At 67.5% G+C, this 15,597-nt stretch carries 11 protein-coding genes; 4 read left to right on the top strand and 7 right to left on the bottom strand.

Annotated features, from left to right (window positions below):
• Positions 1-105: 105 nt before the first annotated feature.
• The 3 genes from aceA (at position 106) to QNN98_RS13575 (ending at position 3,913) form a co-directional block, all read left to right on the top strand.
• Positions 106-1,404, top strand: coding sequence for an isocitrate lyase (gene aceA, locus QNN98_RS13585; RefSeq protein WP_227927132.1), 1,299 nt, complete (start codon positions 106-108; stop codon positions 1,402-1,404).
• Between the two features lie 98 nt (positions 1,405-1,502).
• Positions 1,503-3,134 carry a malate synthase A gene (aceB, locus tag QNN98_RS13580; RefSeq protein ID WP_283997836.1) on the top strand — a complete coding sequence of 544 codons (1,632 nt, stop codon included), beginning with the start codon at positions 1,503-1,505 and terminating at the stop codon, positions 3,132-3,134.
• 125 nt (positions 3,135-3,259) lie between these two features.
• Positions 3,260-3,913, top strand: coding sequence for a DsbA family oxidoreductase (locus QNN98_RS13575; protein WP_227913090.1), 654 nt, complete (start codon positions 3,260-3,262; stop codon positions 3,911-3,913).
• On the opposite strand, the gene QNN98_RS13570 is transcribed toward QNN98_RS13575, so the two are convergent.
• From QNN98_RS13570 to QNN98_RS13545, 6 genes are all read right to left on the bottom strand, one after another.
• Positions 3,910-5,307: a M1 family metallopeptidase gene (locus QNN98_RS13570; RefSeq protein ID WP_283997833.1), complete on the bottom strand. Its 1,398-nt coding sequence runs from the start codon at positions 5,305-5,307 to the stop codon at positions 3,910-3,912. The genes QNN98_RS13575 and QNN98_RS13570 overlap by 4 nt on opposite strands.
• 119 nt (positions 5,308-5,426) lie before the next feature.
• On the bottom strand, positions 5,427-5,606 hold the full coding sequence (locus QNN98_RS13565) for a hypothetical protein (protein ID WP_283997831.1): 180 nt from the start codon (positions 5,604-5,606) through the stop codon (positions 5,427-5,429).
• A 76-nt stretch (positions 5,607-5,682) separates the two neighbouring features.
• Positions 5,683-6,741, bottom strand: a complete 1,059-nt coding sequence (locus QNN98_RS13560; RefSeq protein WP_283997830.1) for a hypothetical protein — start codon at positions 6,739-6,741, stop codon at positions 5,683-5,685.
• On the bottom strand, positions 6,741-8,198 hold the full coding sequence (locus QNN98_RS13555; RefSeq protein ID WP_283997828.1) for a heparan-alpha-glucosaminide N-acetyltransferase domain-containing protein: 1,458 nt from the start codon (positions 8,196-8,198) through the stop codon (positions 6,741-6,743). Before QNN98_RS13555 ends, QNN98_RS13560 begins: the two co-directional genes overlap by 1 nt.
• 25 nt (positions 8,199-8,223) lie before the next feature.
• The gene (dapA, locus tag QNN98_RS13550; protein WP_283997826.1) at positions 8,224-9,204 is read right to left on the bottom strand and encodes a 4-hydroxy-tetrahydrodipicolinate synthase; all 981 of its coding nucleotides are present in this window, start codon (positions 9,202-9,204) and stop codon (positions 8,224-8,226) included.
• On the bottom strand, positions 9,201-13,388 hold the full coding sequence (locus QNN98_RS13545) for a Pls/PosA family non-ribosomal peptide synthetase (RefSeq protein ID WP_283998014.1): 4,188 nt from the start codon (positions 13,386-13,388) through the stop codon (positions 9,201-9,203). The genes dapA and QNN98_RS13545 overlap by 4 nt, the downstream gene beginning before the upstream one ends.
• Before the next feature lie 303 nt (positions 13,389-13,691).
• Between QNN98_RS13545 and QNN98_RS13540 the strand changes: the two genes are divergently transcribed.
• Positions 13,692-14,867, top strand: coding sequence for a heparan-alpha-glucosaminide N-acetyltransferase domain-containing protein (locus tag QNN98_RS13540; protein ID WP_283997824.1), 1,176 nt, complete (start codon positions 13,692-13,694; stop codon positions 14,865-14,867).
• On the opposite strand, the gene QNN98_RS13535 is transcribed toward QNN98_RS13540, so the two are convergent.
• On the bottom strand, positions 14,864-15,580 hold the full coding sequence (locus QNN98_RS13535; RefSeq protein WP_283997822.1) for a 4'-phosphopantetheinyl transferase superfamily protein: 717 nt from the start codon (positions 15,578-15,580) through the stop codon (positions 14,864-14,866). The two genes, QNN98_RS13540 and QNN98_RS13535, sit on opposite strands and share 4 nt — an antisense overlap.
• Positions 15,581-15,597: the final 17 nt, after the last annotated feature.

The raw sequence follows: 15,597 nt of genomic DNA, 5'->3' as shown, positions 1-15,597 counted from the left end.
AAACCCTAGAAGAGGGGTTGTTGTTGGCACAGGCTGGGTTCACAGCAGGAAATTCCGGTTTGAAGCGGACCGGTTCGAAGGAAATGAATTCGAGGAGACTTAGCAATGAGCCAGGACCAGAACACAGCCCCCACGGCCGAGCAGCTCACCCAGGAATGGGCCAGCGACCCCCGCTGGGAAGGCATCGAGCGCGACTACACCGCCGAAGACGTTGTGAAGCTGCGCGGCCGCGTCCAGGAAGAGCACACGCTGGCACGCCGCGGTGCCGAGAAGCTCTGGGACCAGCTGCGCAACGCCGGCGACGAGGGCTACACCAATGCCTTGGGCGCCCTCACCGGCAACCAGGCCGTGCAGCAGGTCAAGGCCGGCCTGAAGGCCATCTACCTTTCCGGCTGGCAGGTAGCGGCCGATGCCAACAACTCCGGCCACACTTACCCGGACCAGTCCCTGTACCCGGCCAACTCGGTGCCCACCGTTGTCCGCCGCATCAATAACGCCCTGCTGCGCGCCGACCAGATCGAGTTCGCCGAAGGCATCCAGAGCGTGGATGACTACATGGTGCCGATTGTGGCCGACGCCGAGGCAGGTTTCGGCGGCCCGCTGAACGCCTACGAGCTGATGAAGTCCATGATCTCCTCCGGTGCCTCCGGCGTGCACTGGGAAGACCAGCTCGCCTCGGAGAAGAAGTGCGGCCACCTCGGCGGCAAGGTCCTGATCCCCACCGGCCAGCACATCCGCACCCTGAACGCAGCCCGCCTCGCGGCCGACGTCGCCGGCACCCCCACCGTGGTTATTGCCCGCACCGATGCCGAGGCAGCCACCCTGATCACGTCCGACGTCGACGAGCGGGATGCCGAGTTCATCACGGGCGAGCGCACAGCCGAAGGCTTCTACAAGGTCCGCAACGGCATTGAGCCCTGCATCGCCCGGGCCAAGGCCTACGCGCCCTACTCGGACCTGATCTGGATGGAGACCGGCACCCCGGATCTGGAGCTGGCCCGCAAGTTCGCCGAGGCTGTCCGCTCCGAATTCCCGGACCAGATGCTGGCGTACAACTGCTCGCCGTCCTTCAACTGGAAGAAGCACCTGGATGATGACACCATCGCCAAGTTCCAGCGCGAACTCGGCGCCATGGGCTTCAAGTTCCAGTTCATCACCCTGGCCGGCTTCCACGCCCTGAACTACTCGATGTTCGACCTGGCCCACGGCTACGCCCGCAACGGTATGAGTGCCTACGTGGAACTGCAGGAAAAGGAGTTCGGCTCCGAGTCCCGCGGCTACACCGCCACCAAGCACCAGCGTGAGGTTGGCACCGGTTACTTCGACGCCATCGCCACCGCGCTGAACCCCGAGGGCAGCACCCTGGCCTTGGCCGGTTCCACGGAATCCAGCCAGTTCCACTAACCCCGGCTCTTCAGCCGGATTCTGCGGGGGCGCCGGCCGCACCGGCCCCGCCCCCGCAGAATCACCCCACTGCTTTGAATTACCCCAAGGAGAACGCCATGAATGACCCGATCACCCTGAACGGAATTTCCCTGACCGCCCCCGCCGTGCGGCGTCAGGAAGAGATCCTCACCCCGCAGGCGTTGGACTTCGTCAAGGCGCTGCACAAGGCCACGGCCAGCCGCCGGCAGGAACTCCTGCAGCAGCGCCAGGCCCGCCGGACGCAGATCTCCAACGGCGCGGACCCGACGTTCCGGGCCGAAACCCGCAGCATCCGCGAAGACGGGACCTGGCGGGTGGCTCCCACGGCCCCCGGACTGGAGGACCGCCGGGTGGAAATCACCGGTCCGGTGGACCGCAAGATGACCATCAATGCACTGAACTCCGGTGCCAAGGTCTGGCTGGCTGACATGGAGGACTCCTCCACGCCGTCGTGGTCCAACGTGGTCAACGGACAGCTGAACCTGCGCGACGCCCTGGACCGGAAGATCGACTTCACCTCCCCGGAAGGCAAGGAATACAAGCTCAGCGGTTCCTCTTTGACGGACCTGCCCACCATTGTGGTCCGTCCCCGCGGCTGGCACCTGCCCGAAAAGCACATGCTGATCGACAACACCCCCATTGCCGGCGGCATCGTGGACTTCGGCCTGTACTTCTTCCACAACGCGCAGCGTCTGATCTCGCAGGGCCGCGGCCCCTACTTCTACCTGCCGAAGATTGAAAACCATTTGGAGGCCCGCCTGTGGAATGACATCTTTGTGCTGGCACAGGACCTCATGGGCATCCCGCAGGGCACCATCCGGGCCACCGTGCTGATCGAAACCATCACCGCGGCCTTCGAGATGGAGGAAATCCTCTACGAACTGAAAGACCACGCCGCCGGCCTGAACGCCGGGCGCTGGGACTACATCTTCTCGGTGATCAAGAACTTCCGCACCCGCGGCCCCCGGTTTGTCCTGCCGGACCGCAACATGGTGACCATGACGGCGCCGTTCATGCGCACCTACACCGAGCAGCTGGTGCGTGCCTGCCACCGGCGCGGGGCACACGCCATCGGCGGCATGGCCGCCTTCATCCCGAACCGCAAGGACGCCGCGGCCAACGACGTCGCCATGGAGAAGGTGCGCGCCGACAAGACCCGCGAGGCCGGCGACGGCTTCGACGGCTCCTGGGTGGCGCATCCGGACCTGGTGCCGGTGGCCATGGAGGTGTTCGACGGCGTACTCGGCGAGCGCCCGAACCAGCTGGAGCGGACCCGCGAGGACGTGGTGCCCGATGACAAGGCGCTGCTGGACATTGCTTCCACCCCGGGTGTTATCACCGAGGCCGGCATCCGCAGCAACATCGAGGTGGGCATCCGCTACATCGAGTCCTGGCTGCGCGGCAACGGTGCAGCGGCCATCAACAACCTGATGGAGGACGCCGCCACAGCGGAAATCTCCCGCTCGCAGATCTGGCAGTGGATCCACACCTCGGCCGTGACTGACGACGGCGAGATCGTGACGCACCAGTGGGTGGAGGAACTGCTCGACGAGGAGTTCGGCAACCTGCAGCGTTTCGACGGTGACCGGTTCAAGGACGCCCGTGAACTCTTTGAGGAAGTGGCGTGCGGGGAGCATTTCCCGACCTTCCTCACCGTGCCTGCCTACGCCCGCTTCCTGCACGAATCGCAGGAGCTGGCGCCGGCCTAACCCCTGGGGGTAGGGGTTAGTGCGGATACCGCTTCAGTATCCGCGCAGGCAGGGACCGGGAGCGCGTTCTGCACTGTTTCGACAGTGCGGGAATGCCTCCCGGTCCTTTCTGCGTTGGAGCCGGTATGAAGATTGATATCTGGTCCGACATTGCCTGCCCGTGGTGCTACATCGGCAAGCGCCGCTTCGAGGCCGCACTGGCCGCCTTCCCGCACCGGGACGAGGTGGAAGTGCAGTGGCGCAGCTTCCAGCTCGACCCCTCCCTGCCCGAACACTACGACGGCACCGAGGCCCAGTACCTGAGCGAGCGCAAGGGCATCGATCCCGGGCAGCTGGCCGGAATGCTGGAGCAGGTCACTGTCCAGGCCGCCGGTGAGGGCCTGTCCTATGACTACGACTCGCTGGTAGTTGCCAACAGCTTCTCCGCACACCGGCTGATCCATCTGGCCCGCGCCGAGGGCGGCAACAGCGCCGCCGACGCCGCCAAGGAGGCGCTGCTCTCCGCCCACTTCGAGAAGGGGCAGGACATCGGAGCGGTGGACACCCTTGCCGAGATCGGCAGCCGGGTAGGCCTGGATCCGGAGCGGGTGCGGTCCATGCTGGCCGCCGAGGAGTTCGCCGAGGACGTCAACGCCGACATTGCCCAGGCCCGGTCACTCGGCATCAGCGGCGTGCCGTTCTTTGTGCTGGATGACAAGTACGGCATTTCCGGTGCCCAGCCCACTGACCTCTTCGCGTCGGCGCTGGACCAGGCCTGGCAGGAATCCCATCCGGCCTAGGCGGGGCGGGCGGCCGGCAGCGCCGGTTCGTACAGCCATGGAGTGAGCAGCCCGGCGGCCGAAACGCCGGCTGAACCGCAAATGCGCTCGGCCAGGTCCAGGAAGTTCCCGGTATCCGCACAACCGTGCCGGTATCGGGACGTCCACTCCTGCAGGAGATAAAAGAAGGCCCCGTCCCCGGCGGCACGGCGCAGCAGATGCAGGGCCACGGCACCACGGCGGTACACCCGTTCGTCGAACATGGCTGCCGGGCCGGGATCGGCCAGCTGCAGGTCCTGCCGCTGGCCCCGCAGCCACGCCAGCTCGCGGTGGGCCCGCTCGTCGGTATCCTCGCCGTCGGCGGCTTCGGCCCACACCCATTCCGCGTAGGTGGCAAAACCCTCGTGCAGCCAGATGTCCTTCCAGCTACGTGCAGTCACTGAATTCCCGAACCACTGGTGGGCCAGTTCATGGGCCACCAGCGGCTCCCCCGCGGTGTCCAAATGGTTGCGGCCGAAAACGGACACCGACTGGGCTTCCAGGGGGATCTCCAACCTGTCATCAGCGACCACCACGGTGTAGGTTTTGAACGGATACGGTCCGAACCGGGCCGTGAACAGATCCATCATGGCTTCCTGCCGGCCTAGCGCGGTCCGGGCTGCGCCTGCCAGCGAGGGCGGTACGAGAACGGACTGCGGCACCCGCCCCGGCAGATCCATGTTCCGATACCGACCGATCTGCACGGTGGCCAGATACGTCGCCATCGGCTCGGTCTGCTCAAATACCCAGGTTTCCCGCCCCTTCCCGGCGGTCCGCGATGCCAGGGCGCCGTTGCCGGCCACCCGGTAGCCTTCCTCAACGGTCACGCTGAGGCGGTACTGCGCCTTTTCAGAAGGCAGGTCATTGCAGGGAAACCACGACGGCGCCCCGGTTGGCTGCCCTGCCACCAGCACCCCGTCGGTCAGTTCCTCCCAGCCGATGTCCCCCCACTGCCCGGCGTCGGGCCGCGGTTTTCCGCGGTAGCGGATGGACAGCACGAAGTTTTCGCCGCCCGCCAGCGGACGTTCCGGCAGCACCTCCAGCTTTGCCCGGCGCTGCCGGAAACTGCGGACGGCCACCGGATCCCCGGCCGTGGGGTCCGCCGGGGCGAAGCCGGCATCGGTGCCGTGCCGGCACACCAGCCGCACTTCTTCCACCCGCAGCCGCCGGTCCAGATCCAGGACGATCCGGTCGGCGCGGTCGGTGCGGTCCGGATGATTTCGGACGGTTCCGGCCAGGTGGGCCACGGCCGCCAGCCGGTTGGACCTGACGCTGTAGTCCAGCCGCAGATCATAGTGGTGAATGTTCACCTCATCGCTGCCGTGGGTGGGGGTGTAAGGATCAGGGGCGCTCCGCTGCTCTCCGGCCTGCTGCATGCCGGAGAGCATGCCACGGCGGCGGGGCGGCAGGTACGCGTAGTCGGGGTCAGGGCTGCCCCGACTGGTTTTCCCGTCCGAAGTTTTCCCCTCTGGAGTTTTCCCGTCCGGGGGGCAAACTAGTCGTCGGAGCCGGAAAGGCCCTCTGCCGGGAGTTCTGAGGCGTATCGGATCCAGCGCAACCGGTCTTCTTCCGGCAGGCTGTCCCATGCCGGGGCTTCGGGCATCCATAGCCCGGGCAGGAACGCCATGCGTTCCTCATACAGCCGCCGGCCTGCTTCCGCTGCGTCAGCGTCCATTCAGGTAGCCCGGGGCGGCGGAAATTCGGTTCACCCCAGCAGTTTATTCAATCCTGCAGCCCAATGCAGGCCCGGCTCACCGGCTGGTGCCGCGAACGGAAGAGCCCGTCCGGGATTCTTCCGCAGCAGACCCTTCCGCCGGCGGTCCCTCCGGCAGCGGTCGTTCCGTTGGTTTCTCGGTTGGTTTCTCCGTTGATGGCTCCGTTGGTTTCTCCGGCCGGGTGCCGCCCGCGCCGCCGTCGGGCCTGTGTTTGCGGCCGGCGCTCCGGAAGGCCAGCCGGATCACAAACGCCATCGCGGCAACCACCGCCAGGGTGGCTGCACCGGTGGTCATGGTCTCGGCCCGGTCCTGCGCGGCTTCTGCTTTTTCTTCCGCGCGGGCCGCCACGGAGGCCACGCCGTCGGCAGCTGCCGTGGAGGTAGTGAAAACGTCATCCACCGTGCCCATCACGATGCGATCCCCGGGGACCGCGGTTTTCAGCAACCGCACCACCGTGGACAAATCCGTGGATATGCACCCCCAGGTGGGCGCGTACCCGGCGTGGAAGAAGATGGCAAAAGAGGCACCCTGGCGGGTGGGCATGTCCGGCGGGCGGTTCCAGTTGATGACGGCCGCCTGCTCGTATAGTCCCTGCTGCATGTACCCCCAAAGGTTTTCATCCGCCGGCCCGCCCGTGCCCTCGAAGTACTGGTTGTAGCTGGGACCGTGTTCCCCGCCCCACCGCGAGGCGGGGTTCAGCGTGTAATAGGTCAGCTGCGTTCCGGGATTGGCACGTCCCAGGGCCTCCGTTATCGTGAAGGACCCGGTCGGCGAATACAGCGTGTTCTCCCACATGCTTCCCGGCGGGGCGAACCCGTTGCGGCCGCTGAACCCCCACGACTTCCACTCCTGCACGTAGCTGTCCCCTTGGCGTACACAGCCGATCAGGCGGGTCTCCGTGGCGCCGTATGTTTCCGCCGTTGCGAAGGTGACGCGCTCGGCGTCGGCCACGTCGTACCGCACCTCCCCTGCGGTGAGGCGGGCGCACGGGTCCGCTTCCTGTGGAGAGGCAGCAGCTGGCGCCGCGAGCAGCGCCGAGCCGAACACAGCGCCCAGCACAGCCCTCAGCATCCGCTGCCGGGGGGTTAAAGGCATCAGCTGCGCTGCCGGTTACGGTGCCTGTCCCGGGCCTCTGCTTCCAGCGCCTGCCGCCTCCCCATGGGCGGCGGCGGTGGTGCAGTCGAGGCGGAAGCGGCGGAAGGGGAAACTCTGTCCGGCTGGATGGACGGCGGAGTGGATGGCGGCGGTGGCGCCGCGCTGCGGATCGAAAACGGCTGCCCTTCCGTCCCGGCCGGCGTCCCGGAGGGGAGCCGGGCCTCGCCGGGCTTCCGTTCCGCTCCGTATTCCGCAGTCCGTTGAGCGGCCGCTTTTCTGCCCGCCCGTTCCAGATATGTGCTGCGGACCCGTTTAGACGCTTCGGATACAACCCGTTCGAGCGGGCCCTGCGCGTTGAACCGTTGCCAGGCGTAGGCGAAGCCGGCCACGATCATGAGCTGCACAATCAGGGACAGGGGCGGTCGGTCCTCGAACAGGCCGGTGGCTAGGAGCAACAGATGCAGTGAGTACAGGGTCAGGGTCATTTTCCCCAGGACGGCCAGTGGGGCAAGCACTGCGGAGGCTGCCTTGCCCAGCAGGAGGAGGATTCCGAGGAACGCCACCGCCGTGCCGATTGTATTGAGCAGGACCAGCGGCGTGCTGGAGTAGGGCGTCAAGGAAGCCAACCACCACCACGTGTCCGTTGGCAGCGTGGGATCCGGGCCCCACATCAGGGTGTCGTACACGGTCTCCTCGGGGGTGGAGGACCACACAGAGGCAGCGTCCACCAGCTGGTCCCGGCCGCCCAGCGGTCCCAGCAGAAATGCCGACAGGGCCGCTGTGGCTACGGCGAGGCCCACTCCGGCCACGACCAGCCGGAGCTGGACCTTGCGCTCGGCGAGGTCCAGCCGCCCAATCGCCAGTCCCGCGCATACATAGGCCATCCAAGGCAGGGCCGGATAAGTGCCGCTGAGCAGCACCTGGCCCAAGACATCCCCCGGCGCCTGCACCAGCGTGGAAAAATTCGGTTCCACCCCGCCCATGTCGGCCAGTGAGTCCCGGGTTGCCTGCATCAGCACCGGAGCGGTGAGGGCGATCAGCGCTGACAGGATCAGGAGTGTCCGCGCACGCAGCCGAAGCAACGGCAGCGCCAGCAGGAACATCACCCCGTAATAGACCAGGATGACCTGCGCGTAGATCACCAGGAATCCCAGCAAAAGCCCGATGACGGTGATCAGGACTGCGCGCACGGCAAGCCCCAGCCGCGCCGCCGTCATGCGCTCGCCGCGCGGCGGATACTGCCCTCCGGACATAAAGGCCAGGGATACCCCGGCCAGGAGGGCAAACAGTGCAGCGCCCCGTCCTGCAAATACCAGCCAGGTGAAGGTGGGTTCAAAGTCTTCGTTCCAGCCGGGAAGGACGTGGATGGCCATCATTGCCACCAACGCCGCCCCCCTGGCTGCGTCGACGCCCCCTATGCGGCGCTTGGCCGCGCCTGTCCGGGTCGGTTCACTCACCGCCACCCCCCTTCCTCCGCCACAGTCAATGCGTCGGAGCTAGAGCATCAGGGACCGCCGTGCCGCGCGCAAGCGTAGTAGGCAACCCAGCCGCGGAGAGGTCTGCGAGCAGCAGCGCGGTTTCATCCGCATCGAGGTCTGCAAGCGGACCGCGCACAGGACCGGCCGGGAGACCCAGTTTCCGCAGTGCGGCCTTGGCGGACGCAGCCCCCGGGCAGCGGAACATTCCGGTGTAGATAGGCAGCAGTTCGCGGTGGATCCGAAGCGCCTCGTCCACCCGGCCCCCGGCGAAGGCTGCGGCGAGCGCCCGCAGCCGGTCAGCGGCGACGTGCCCCACCACCGAGACCATGCCGACGGCGCCGATGGAGAGCAGGGGCAGGTTCAGGACGTCGTCTCCCGAGTAGTAGACCAGGGAGCTGTGCTGCATGACCCATGAGGAGGAGGCCAGGTCTCCCTTGGCATCCTTGACCGCCACGATGTTCGGGTGTTTCCCGGCGGCCACCAGGGTTTCCGGTGCAATGGCGACGCCGGTGCGGACAGGGATGTCATAGAGCATGACCGGGCGGTCGGTGCTGTCGGCTATGGCCTCGAAGTGGCGCAGCAGGCCCTTTTGCGACGGGCGTGAGTAGTACGGAGCCACTACCAGCAGCCCGTCCGCCTGCTGCTCGGCGGCGGCGCGCGCCAGCGCAATGCTGTGCCGGGTGTCGGTGGACCCCACGCCGGCGATGACCCGCCGCCCGGTTCCCTGCGTGACGCGTTTGGCCGAATGGACCATGGACGCCTTTTCCCAGTCCGAGGTCGCAAAGGACTCGCCGGTGGTTCCATTGACCACCACGGCATCGTTCCAGCCGTCCCGCAGGAGCCAGCGGGTGAGTTCCTCGGCGCCGTTCTGGTCCAGCTGGCCGTGCTCGTCCAGCGGCGTAACCATGGCGGTGAGGATCCGCCCGAACCGGCGGCAGACCATGTCCGCTGCGGTTTCCCCGGTGCTGCCCGTATAAGTGTTCATACCCTTGCTCCTGCGGATTTGTACTGGTTCATTTTGCGGTGCCGTGCCCGCCGCTGGGCAGGACGGCTTTGGTCCCAGTGCGCCAGCGGGTTTCCGCACCAGGCGCTGTTGACCGGGACGCTCTCGCCCCGCATCAGCAGCGAGCAGCCGCCCACGGTGCCGCCTTCTTCGATGGCGCTGCCCGGCAGGACGATGCTGTTCGGGCCAAGGGAGGAGCCGTCTTCCAGCCGCACCTCGTCCAGCCGCATGATGCGGTCGTGGAAGAGGTGGGTCTGCAGGACGGTTCCGCGGTTGATGCTGGCACCGTCGCCCACTTCTATCAGGTCGAACTCCGGAAGCCACCACGTTTCGCACCACACGCTGCGGCCGATCCGTGCGCCCATCCAGCGCAGCCAGGCGTTGAGCATGGGGGTGCCCAGGCTCATCCGGACCAGCCCCGGTACGGCCAGCGATTCGGAGAACACATCGGCCAGTTCATTGCGCCACACAAACGAGCTCCACAGCGGATGTTCGGTGGCCTCGAAGCGGCCCACCAGGAGCCATTTCGCTGCCACGGCAAGCAGCGCCGCGGCAATACCGCTGACCAGCAGCACCGGCCCGGACCATATAACGGCGGCCAGGAAACCGAAGGTGTCCCACAGGGCGGACAGCACCCACACGGTGACCAGGGCCAGCCAGGCGGTGATCACCGCCGGCAGGATCCGGCAGGCTTCCACGGCGCTGCGGGCAACCAGTAACCGGCGGGGAGGTTCGTAGGTCCGTGAGGTGTCCCCCACCTGCACCGGACGGGGCAGTTCCACGGCCGGGCGGCCGAACCACGAGCTACCTGCAGGCATCTGCGCAGGCGCCGAGGACAGGACAGCGATGAGGGAATTCTCCGGCACCCGGGTGTCCGGCCCCACTATGGCGGAGTTACCCACGAAGGATTTTTCACCCACACCCGCCGGCCCCAGGTGGAGCCAGCCTTTCCGGACCCGCCGCATGGAGACCATGGAGTGGTCCGCCAGGAAAGACCGGTCGCCCAGGTCCGTGAGGTGCGGAACGGTTTCCATGGTGGAGATTTCCACGTGCCGGCCCACTTTGGCTCCCAGCAGGCGCAGCCATGCGGGGGTAAGCACACTGGCGTACAGCGGGTACATGGTGATCAGGGAGCGGCTCAGCAGCAGGGTGCTCAGCCAGGAGGCCCACCCGGACACGCCGTTAGCCGGGTGCATGCCCGGGGGCATCAGCCTGGCCGTGGAGCGGACCACGGCGGCTATCAGCATCAGATAGGTGACCATGGCGCTGACCACAAAAACCGGTGACCAGAGGGCAAGGATCCACAGGGCTTCCGTCAAGGAACCAACCCCGTTCAGGAGCCACAGCATCAGGGCAGAGCCGGGGACCAGGGAGGCCAGGTTAAGCAGGGTCAGTCCGCCCAGCGCCGCAGAGTAGAGCAGCCGCACACCGCGTGTTTGCGGTGCGGTTGCCGGGTCCGCGGGCCAGCCGCCGCCGGCCGTGCCCACCTTCTGCATCTGCGATCCCGCCCAGAGCTCGCCGGCGGGGACTTCCCCGGCGACCAGGGTTCCCGGCTCGGTTTCGGCTCCCCGGCCGACCTTCGCGCCGCCCATCAGCGTGGAGCGGGTGCCGATCCGGGCGTCGTCGGCCACGTGCACCGCACCAATGTGCAGCTGTCCGCCCTCCACCCAGTGCCCGGCCAGGTCCACTTCATACTCGATGGAGGACCGGTCGCCGAAGGAGGCGAAGCCGGTAACCGGCGGCATAGCGTCCAGGTGCACGTCCTCACCCACCCGGCATCCCAGTGCGCGGGCGTACCAAGTGCCCAGGGGTGTGCCCATGATGGGTTCCAGCTTGCAGTACGTCACAATCCGTTCAGCAGCCCACAGCCGCAGGTGCGTGCTGCCGCCGCGGCGGTAGATCCCGGGACCCACGCCTACCAGCAGGAGCCGGCAGGAGACCACCGCGCCCAGCATCCGGGCCGGCAGGCTGTACAGGGCGAGCCAGGCGGCCAGGGTCGGAATCAGCGGCGGATCCGGTGTCCACGGGCTGCCCACCGTGTGGGTCATGACCATGCACACCACGGCGATGCCGGTGACGTACCGGAGGCCGGTGATCCCGTAGAGCGCAATAATCAGCGGGGTCTGGGCCAGGCCCAGCCACCACGGTGACTGCGGCGTGGGCCGGACATCCAGCTCTGAATCGCGCAGGGACGCCAGATGCTCGGACATGGCGCTGAGGGTTGGATGCTCGTAGATGTCAGCCACGGAAACCTTTGGATACCGCTCGCGCAGGGCCGAAACCAGTTGGGCCGCGGCGAGGCTGGCACCGCCGAGGGCAAAGAAATCGCTCTCCTCGGTGAGCGGCAGCGGGCCGAGGAGGTCCGTCCAGCGCTGTCCCAGCCACCGGAGGTCGGCGTTGAGCTCCACCCGGACGTCGGCGGGTGTATCGACCATGGGCAACGGCCAGGGCAGCGATTTGCGGTCCACCTTGCCGGAGGCCTTCAACGGCAGCTCGTCCACAATACCGAGGGACGGAACCAGGGCAGCGGGCAGCTGCTTGGCCAGCTGCGCGCGAGCCGCGGCCAGGTCCAGTGCCGCTCCGGCAGCCGGAACCAGATATCCGGCCAGGACCTTGTTGCCGGATTTCGTCGCATGAACCGCAGCGGACGCGGCCGCCACCCCCGGCAGCCGGCTCAGCGCGTCGTCGAGCTCCCCCAGTTCGATCCGGCGGCCGCCAACCTTGATTTGCTCATCCACCCGCCCCACGAAAACCAGGCCTTCGGGTTCAGCCCGGACATGGTCCCCGCTGAAATAGGCCCGTTCCCAGCCCAGCGCGGGAAGGGGCGTGAACTTCTCTGCATCCTTCTGCGGGTCCAGGTAGCGGGATACTCCTACTCCGGAGATCACCAGTTCGCCTACCTCGCCCCACTTCACCGGCTGCCGGTCTTCCCCGACCACGGCCAGATCCCAGCCGGCCAAGGGCAACCCGATGCGGACCGGAGGTTTCCCGTCCAGGAGCGCGCCGCAGGCGATGACCGTGGTTTCGGTTGGACCGTACGTGTTCCACACTTCCCGCCCGGGCCCGAGCAGGCGCCGGACCAGATCCTCGGGGCAGGCCTCTCCGCCGAAGATCAGCAGCCGCACCCGCTGGAGGGTCTCCGTGGACCAGTGCGCGGCGAGGCTGGGCACCGTGGAGACGGCGGTGATCCGGCGTTCCACCAGCCACGGCCCCAGGTCCGCGCCGGAACGGACCACCGACCGCGGTGCCGGGACCAAGCAGGCGCCGTGCGCCCAAGCCAGCCACATCTCCTCGCAGGAGGCATCAAAGCTGACCGACAGGCCGGCCAGCACGCGGTCCCCGGGGCTGAGCGGCGCATCCACGCAGTAGAGCGAAGACTCAGCATCCACCAGGGCTGCGGCGGAACGGTGCGTGACGGCCACGCCCTTGGGTTTCCCGGTGGAACCCGAGGTGAAAATGATCCACGCATCGTCTTCGGGGTGCGGGTGGGGGCTGTGTCCGCCCACGGGCACGCCCTGCAGCAGGTTCAGTTCCAGTCCTGCCTCGACGACGGCGCATACCCCGCCCTCGGCCCAGACCAGGTCTGCTCGGCCGGCCGGTTCGTCTGAATCGACCGGGACATAGGCGGCCCCGGCATAAAGCACACCGAGTATGGCCACGTAGAGGTCCACGGAGCCGGACGGTACATAGATTCCCACCCGGTCTCCGGCCCCGATGCCGCCGGCCCACAACCTGCGGGCCAGTGCCTGCACCTGGAACTCCAGCTCCGCGTAGCTCAGCGATACGGCGCCGTCGTCGATGGCGGGTGCGCCCGGATAGGCGGAAACGGTTTCGTTAAGGATGTCCATGAGCGTGCGCTGTTCCGGAGTGCGGTCTCCGTGGAACACCGCCAAGCCGTCGCGTGCGGGAGGCGGATTGGTGATCACCTGGGTGGCGGCTCCGCCTTTGCTGCTGCCGGCATTCACCGCTTCCTGCGCCGTGGCGTGGAGGGAAGGGTCATTGCCGGGTCCTGCTGGGGTCCGGACGGTTTCGAATTCGGCCGCCGAGCCCTGGGGGATTTCGGGCATATTCATGTAGAGCGGTTCTCCCTGCTGGTGCTGCTCAAAACCGCGGCCGTTCGGGCCGCGCATCCGTCCCTGCAGAAGGCTGGGACCGAGCAGAAACATAGGCAACCAGCGGCCGCCTTACACGAGTACCGCAGCCGCGGGAAGCACTCGGGACCGGCGTTAATCACTCCCGTGGGGGCCGGGATTACTCGCATGGCTACCTGACCTCATAGCGGCCGGATGGGCAGGTGCCGTGAGCGGCTGGGCCGGGAGGCCGCAGGTATTTCGCCGCCCAGAAAGCTCACAGGCTGGACTCAGATTTCAAACAGGTTACGAACAGGTGGCATTGATTGCGTGTGTCTTCCCGGCGCCCCGCGCCTGACGGGCCCGGGACCGGAAACTTCGCCGGATGGGATGTTCCACATGTCACCTGCAGCATCGCCGCGGTTCGCCGGGGTGGACGCAGCCCGAGGGCTCGCTCTTTTCGGGATGATGGCCGTCCATGTCCTGCCCGAAGCAGGCAGTGATTTGGAGCCGACCCTGCCCTGGCTGTTGTTCGCGGGAAAGGCCGCAGCTCTTTTCGCGGTGCTTGCCGGGGTCTCCCTGTCCTTCATCACCAGGACGGCACGGGTTGAGCGGGGCGGCGCCCTCACGGCGGTCCGGTGGGCAGTGGCGGCCCGCGCCGGAATGATCTGCGCCCTGGGCCTGACCATTGCCTACGTGGACATGCCGGCGTTCATCATCCTCGCGTACTACGGGGCCATGTTTGCTTTGGCTATACCGTTCCTGGGTGTTTCCACTCGAACGCTGCTGGCGGCGGCCGGCGTGTTTGCCCTGCTCGGGCCGGTCCTTATGCAGGCCCTGCGGGATTCGCTCCCCGAACCCGGTTACGACCCGACTTTCAGCACGGTGCTGACCGAGCCCGGCGTTTTCCTGAGCCAGCTGCTGCTCACCGGCACGTACCCGGCCATCCCTTGGATGGCCTACATCTGCACCGGCCTGGCCGTGGGCCGGCTCCGGCTGAATGAATCCGCGGTGCAGTTGAAGCTGCTGGCCGGGGGCACGGCGCTGGCTACCGGTGCCTGGCTCGCCTCGGTCCTGCTGTTGGACGGCCCGGGACAGGGTTTTGACCGGTTGGTGGAGGTGGATCCGGATCTGGTGGCCGAGCAGATCCGCGACGCCGCCGTCTGGGGTCCCGAGGGCTACCTGCCGACGTCCTCCTGGTGGTGGCTGGCGCTTGTATCCCCGCACACCACCACTCCCCTGGACCTGCTGCACACCACCGGTGTTGCCGTTGCAGTGCTGGGCGCCTTGTTGTTCCTGGCCCGCCACGCGGGCAAGGCCCTGCTGGTGTTATCCGCGCCCGGCCGGATGACGCTTACCCTGTACTGCGCCCACCTGCTGTTCCTGGGCACGGGCGCCCTGGCCGTCCTTCCGTATCTCTCACTCTGGCTGCAGATTGCGGTGTTCATCGTTTTTGCCGTGTTCTGGCAGCGGGCAGGGAAACAGGGGCCGCTGGAGAAGTGGATTTCGCGCGGCTCCGGAGCGGCCCGGCAGGCGGCGCTCCGACGCTATCCGGATCCCCAGCCCGAACACTAGGCCGGCTGGGCGCCCGCCGCCGGGGCCAGGACTTCCACCGTGTGCCCGAGCGCCCCGACGGCGTAGGACAGCACAAATCCGGCCGGAAGACCCAACTGTTCCGGCCCGACGTCGTACGCCCGCATGGACGCCCGCAGAGACTCACCCGGAACGGCGGATTCGGCCGTCTCCACCGTGCGCGGGTCCACCCGCAGCCCGTGGCCGGCCACCTTGAGCAGCGCTTCCTTGCGCACCCACAGCTGGGCGCGCAGCCGCGGGCGGTCCGGTTCGGCGAGCTCGGCGATGGCCGCCTTTTCCGCCGCAGTGGCCATTACATCTTCCAGACCGGCCCCCTGGAAGGCCTCCGCGCCCGCGTCCTCCAGGTCCACCCCGACGCCGGCCGGCGCCGCCGCCGCGGCCAGCCACCCGCCGCTGCGGCTGAAACTGAACTGCAGGGGCGCCGGCTGCCCGTCCACGAAATAGAGCGGCCGGCCGTGTGATCCGTCGTTGCCGTGCGTGCAGTCCGGGCAGTGCGCGGTGGCGGTGACAGCTGTTTCGGGTACCCCCAGCAGTCCGGCCACCAAGGCGCGGGCTGCCAGCCGTCCGGCCAGGAAGCGGTGCCGGTCTGCCTCGCGGTACATGGCGGATGCACGGGCGCGCACCGGCTCGGCAAGGCTGCCGGCAGCGCTGATATCCGCCGCATCCAGCCACCGCGTGGCAATCCGGACCGCCATGCTCCCGGCCCCGGCCC

It is taken from the genome of Arthrobacter sp. zg-Y1143 (assembly GCF_030125565.1).
GTDB lineage: Bacteria > Actinomycetota > Actinomycetes > Actinomycetales > Micrococcaceae > Arthrobacter_B.
The sequence above is the reverse complement of the archived record's forward strand: the minus strand, read 5'-3'. Positions and strand labels throughout refer to the sequence as shown.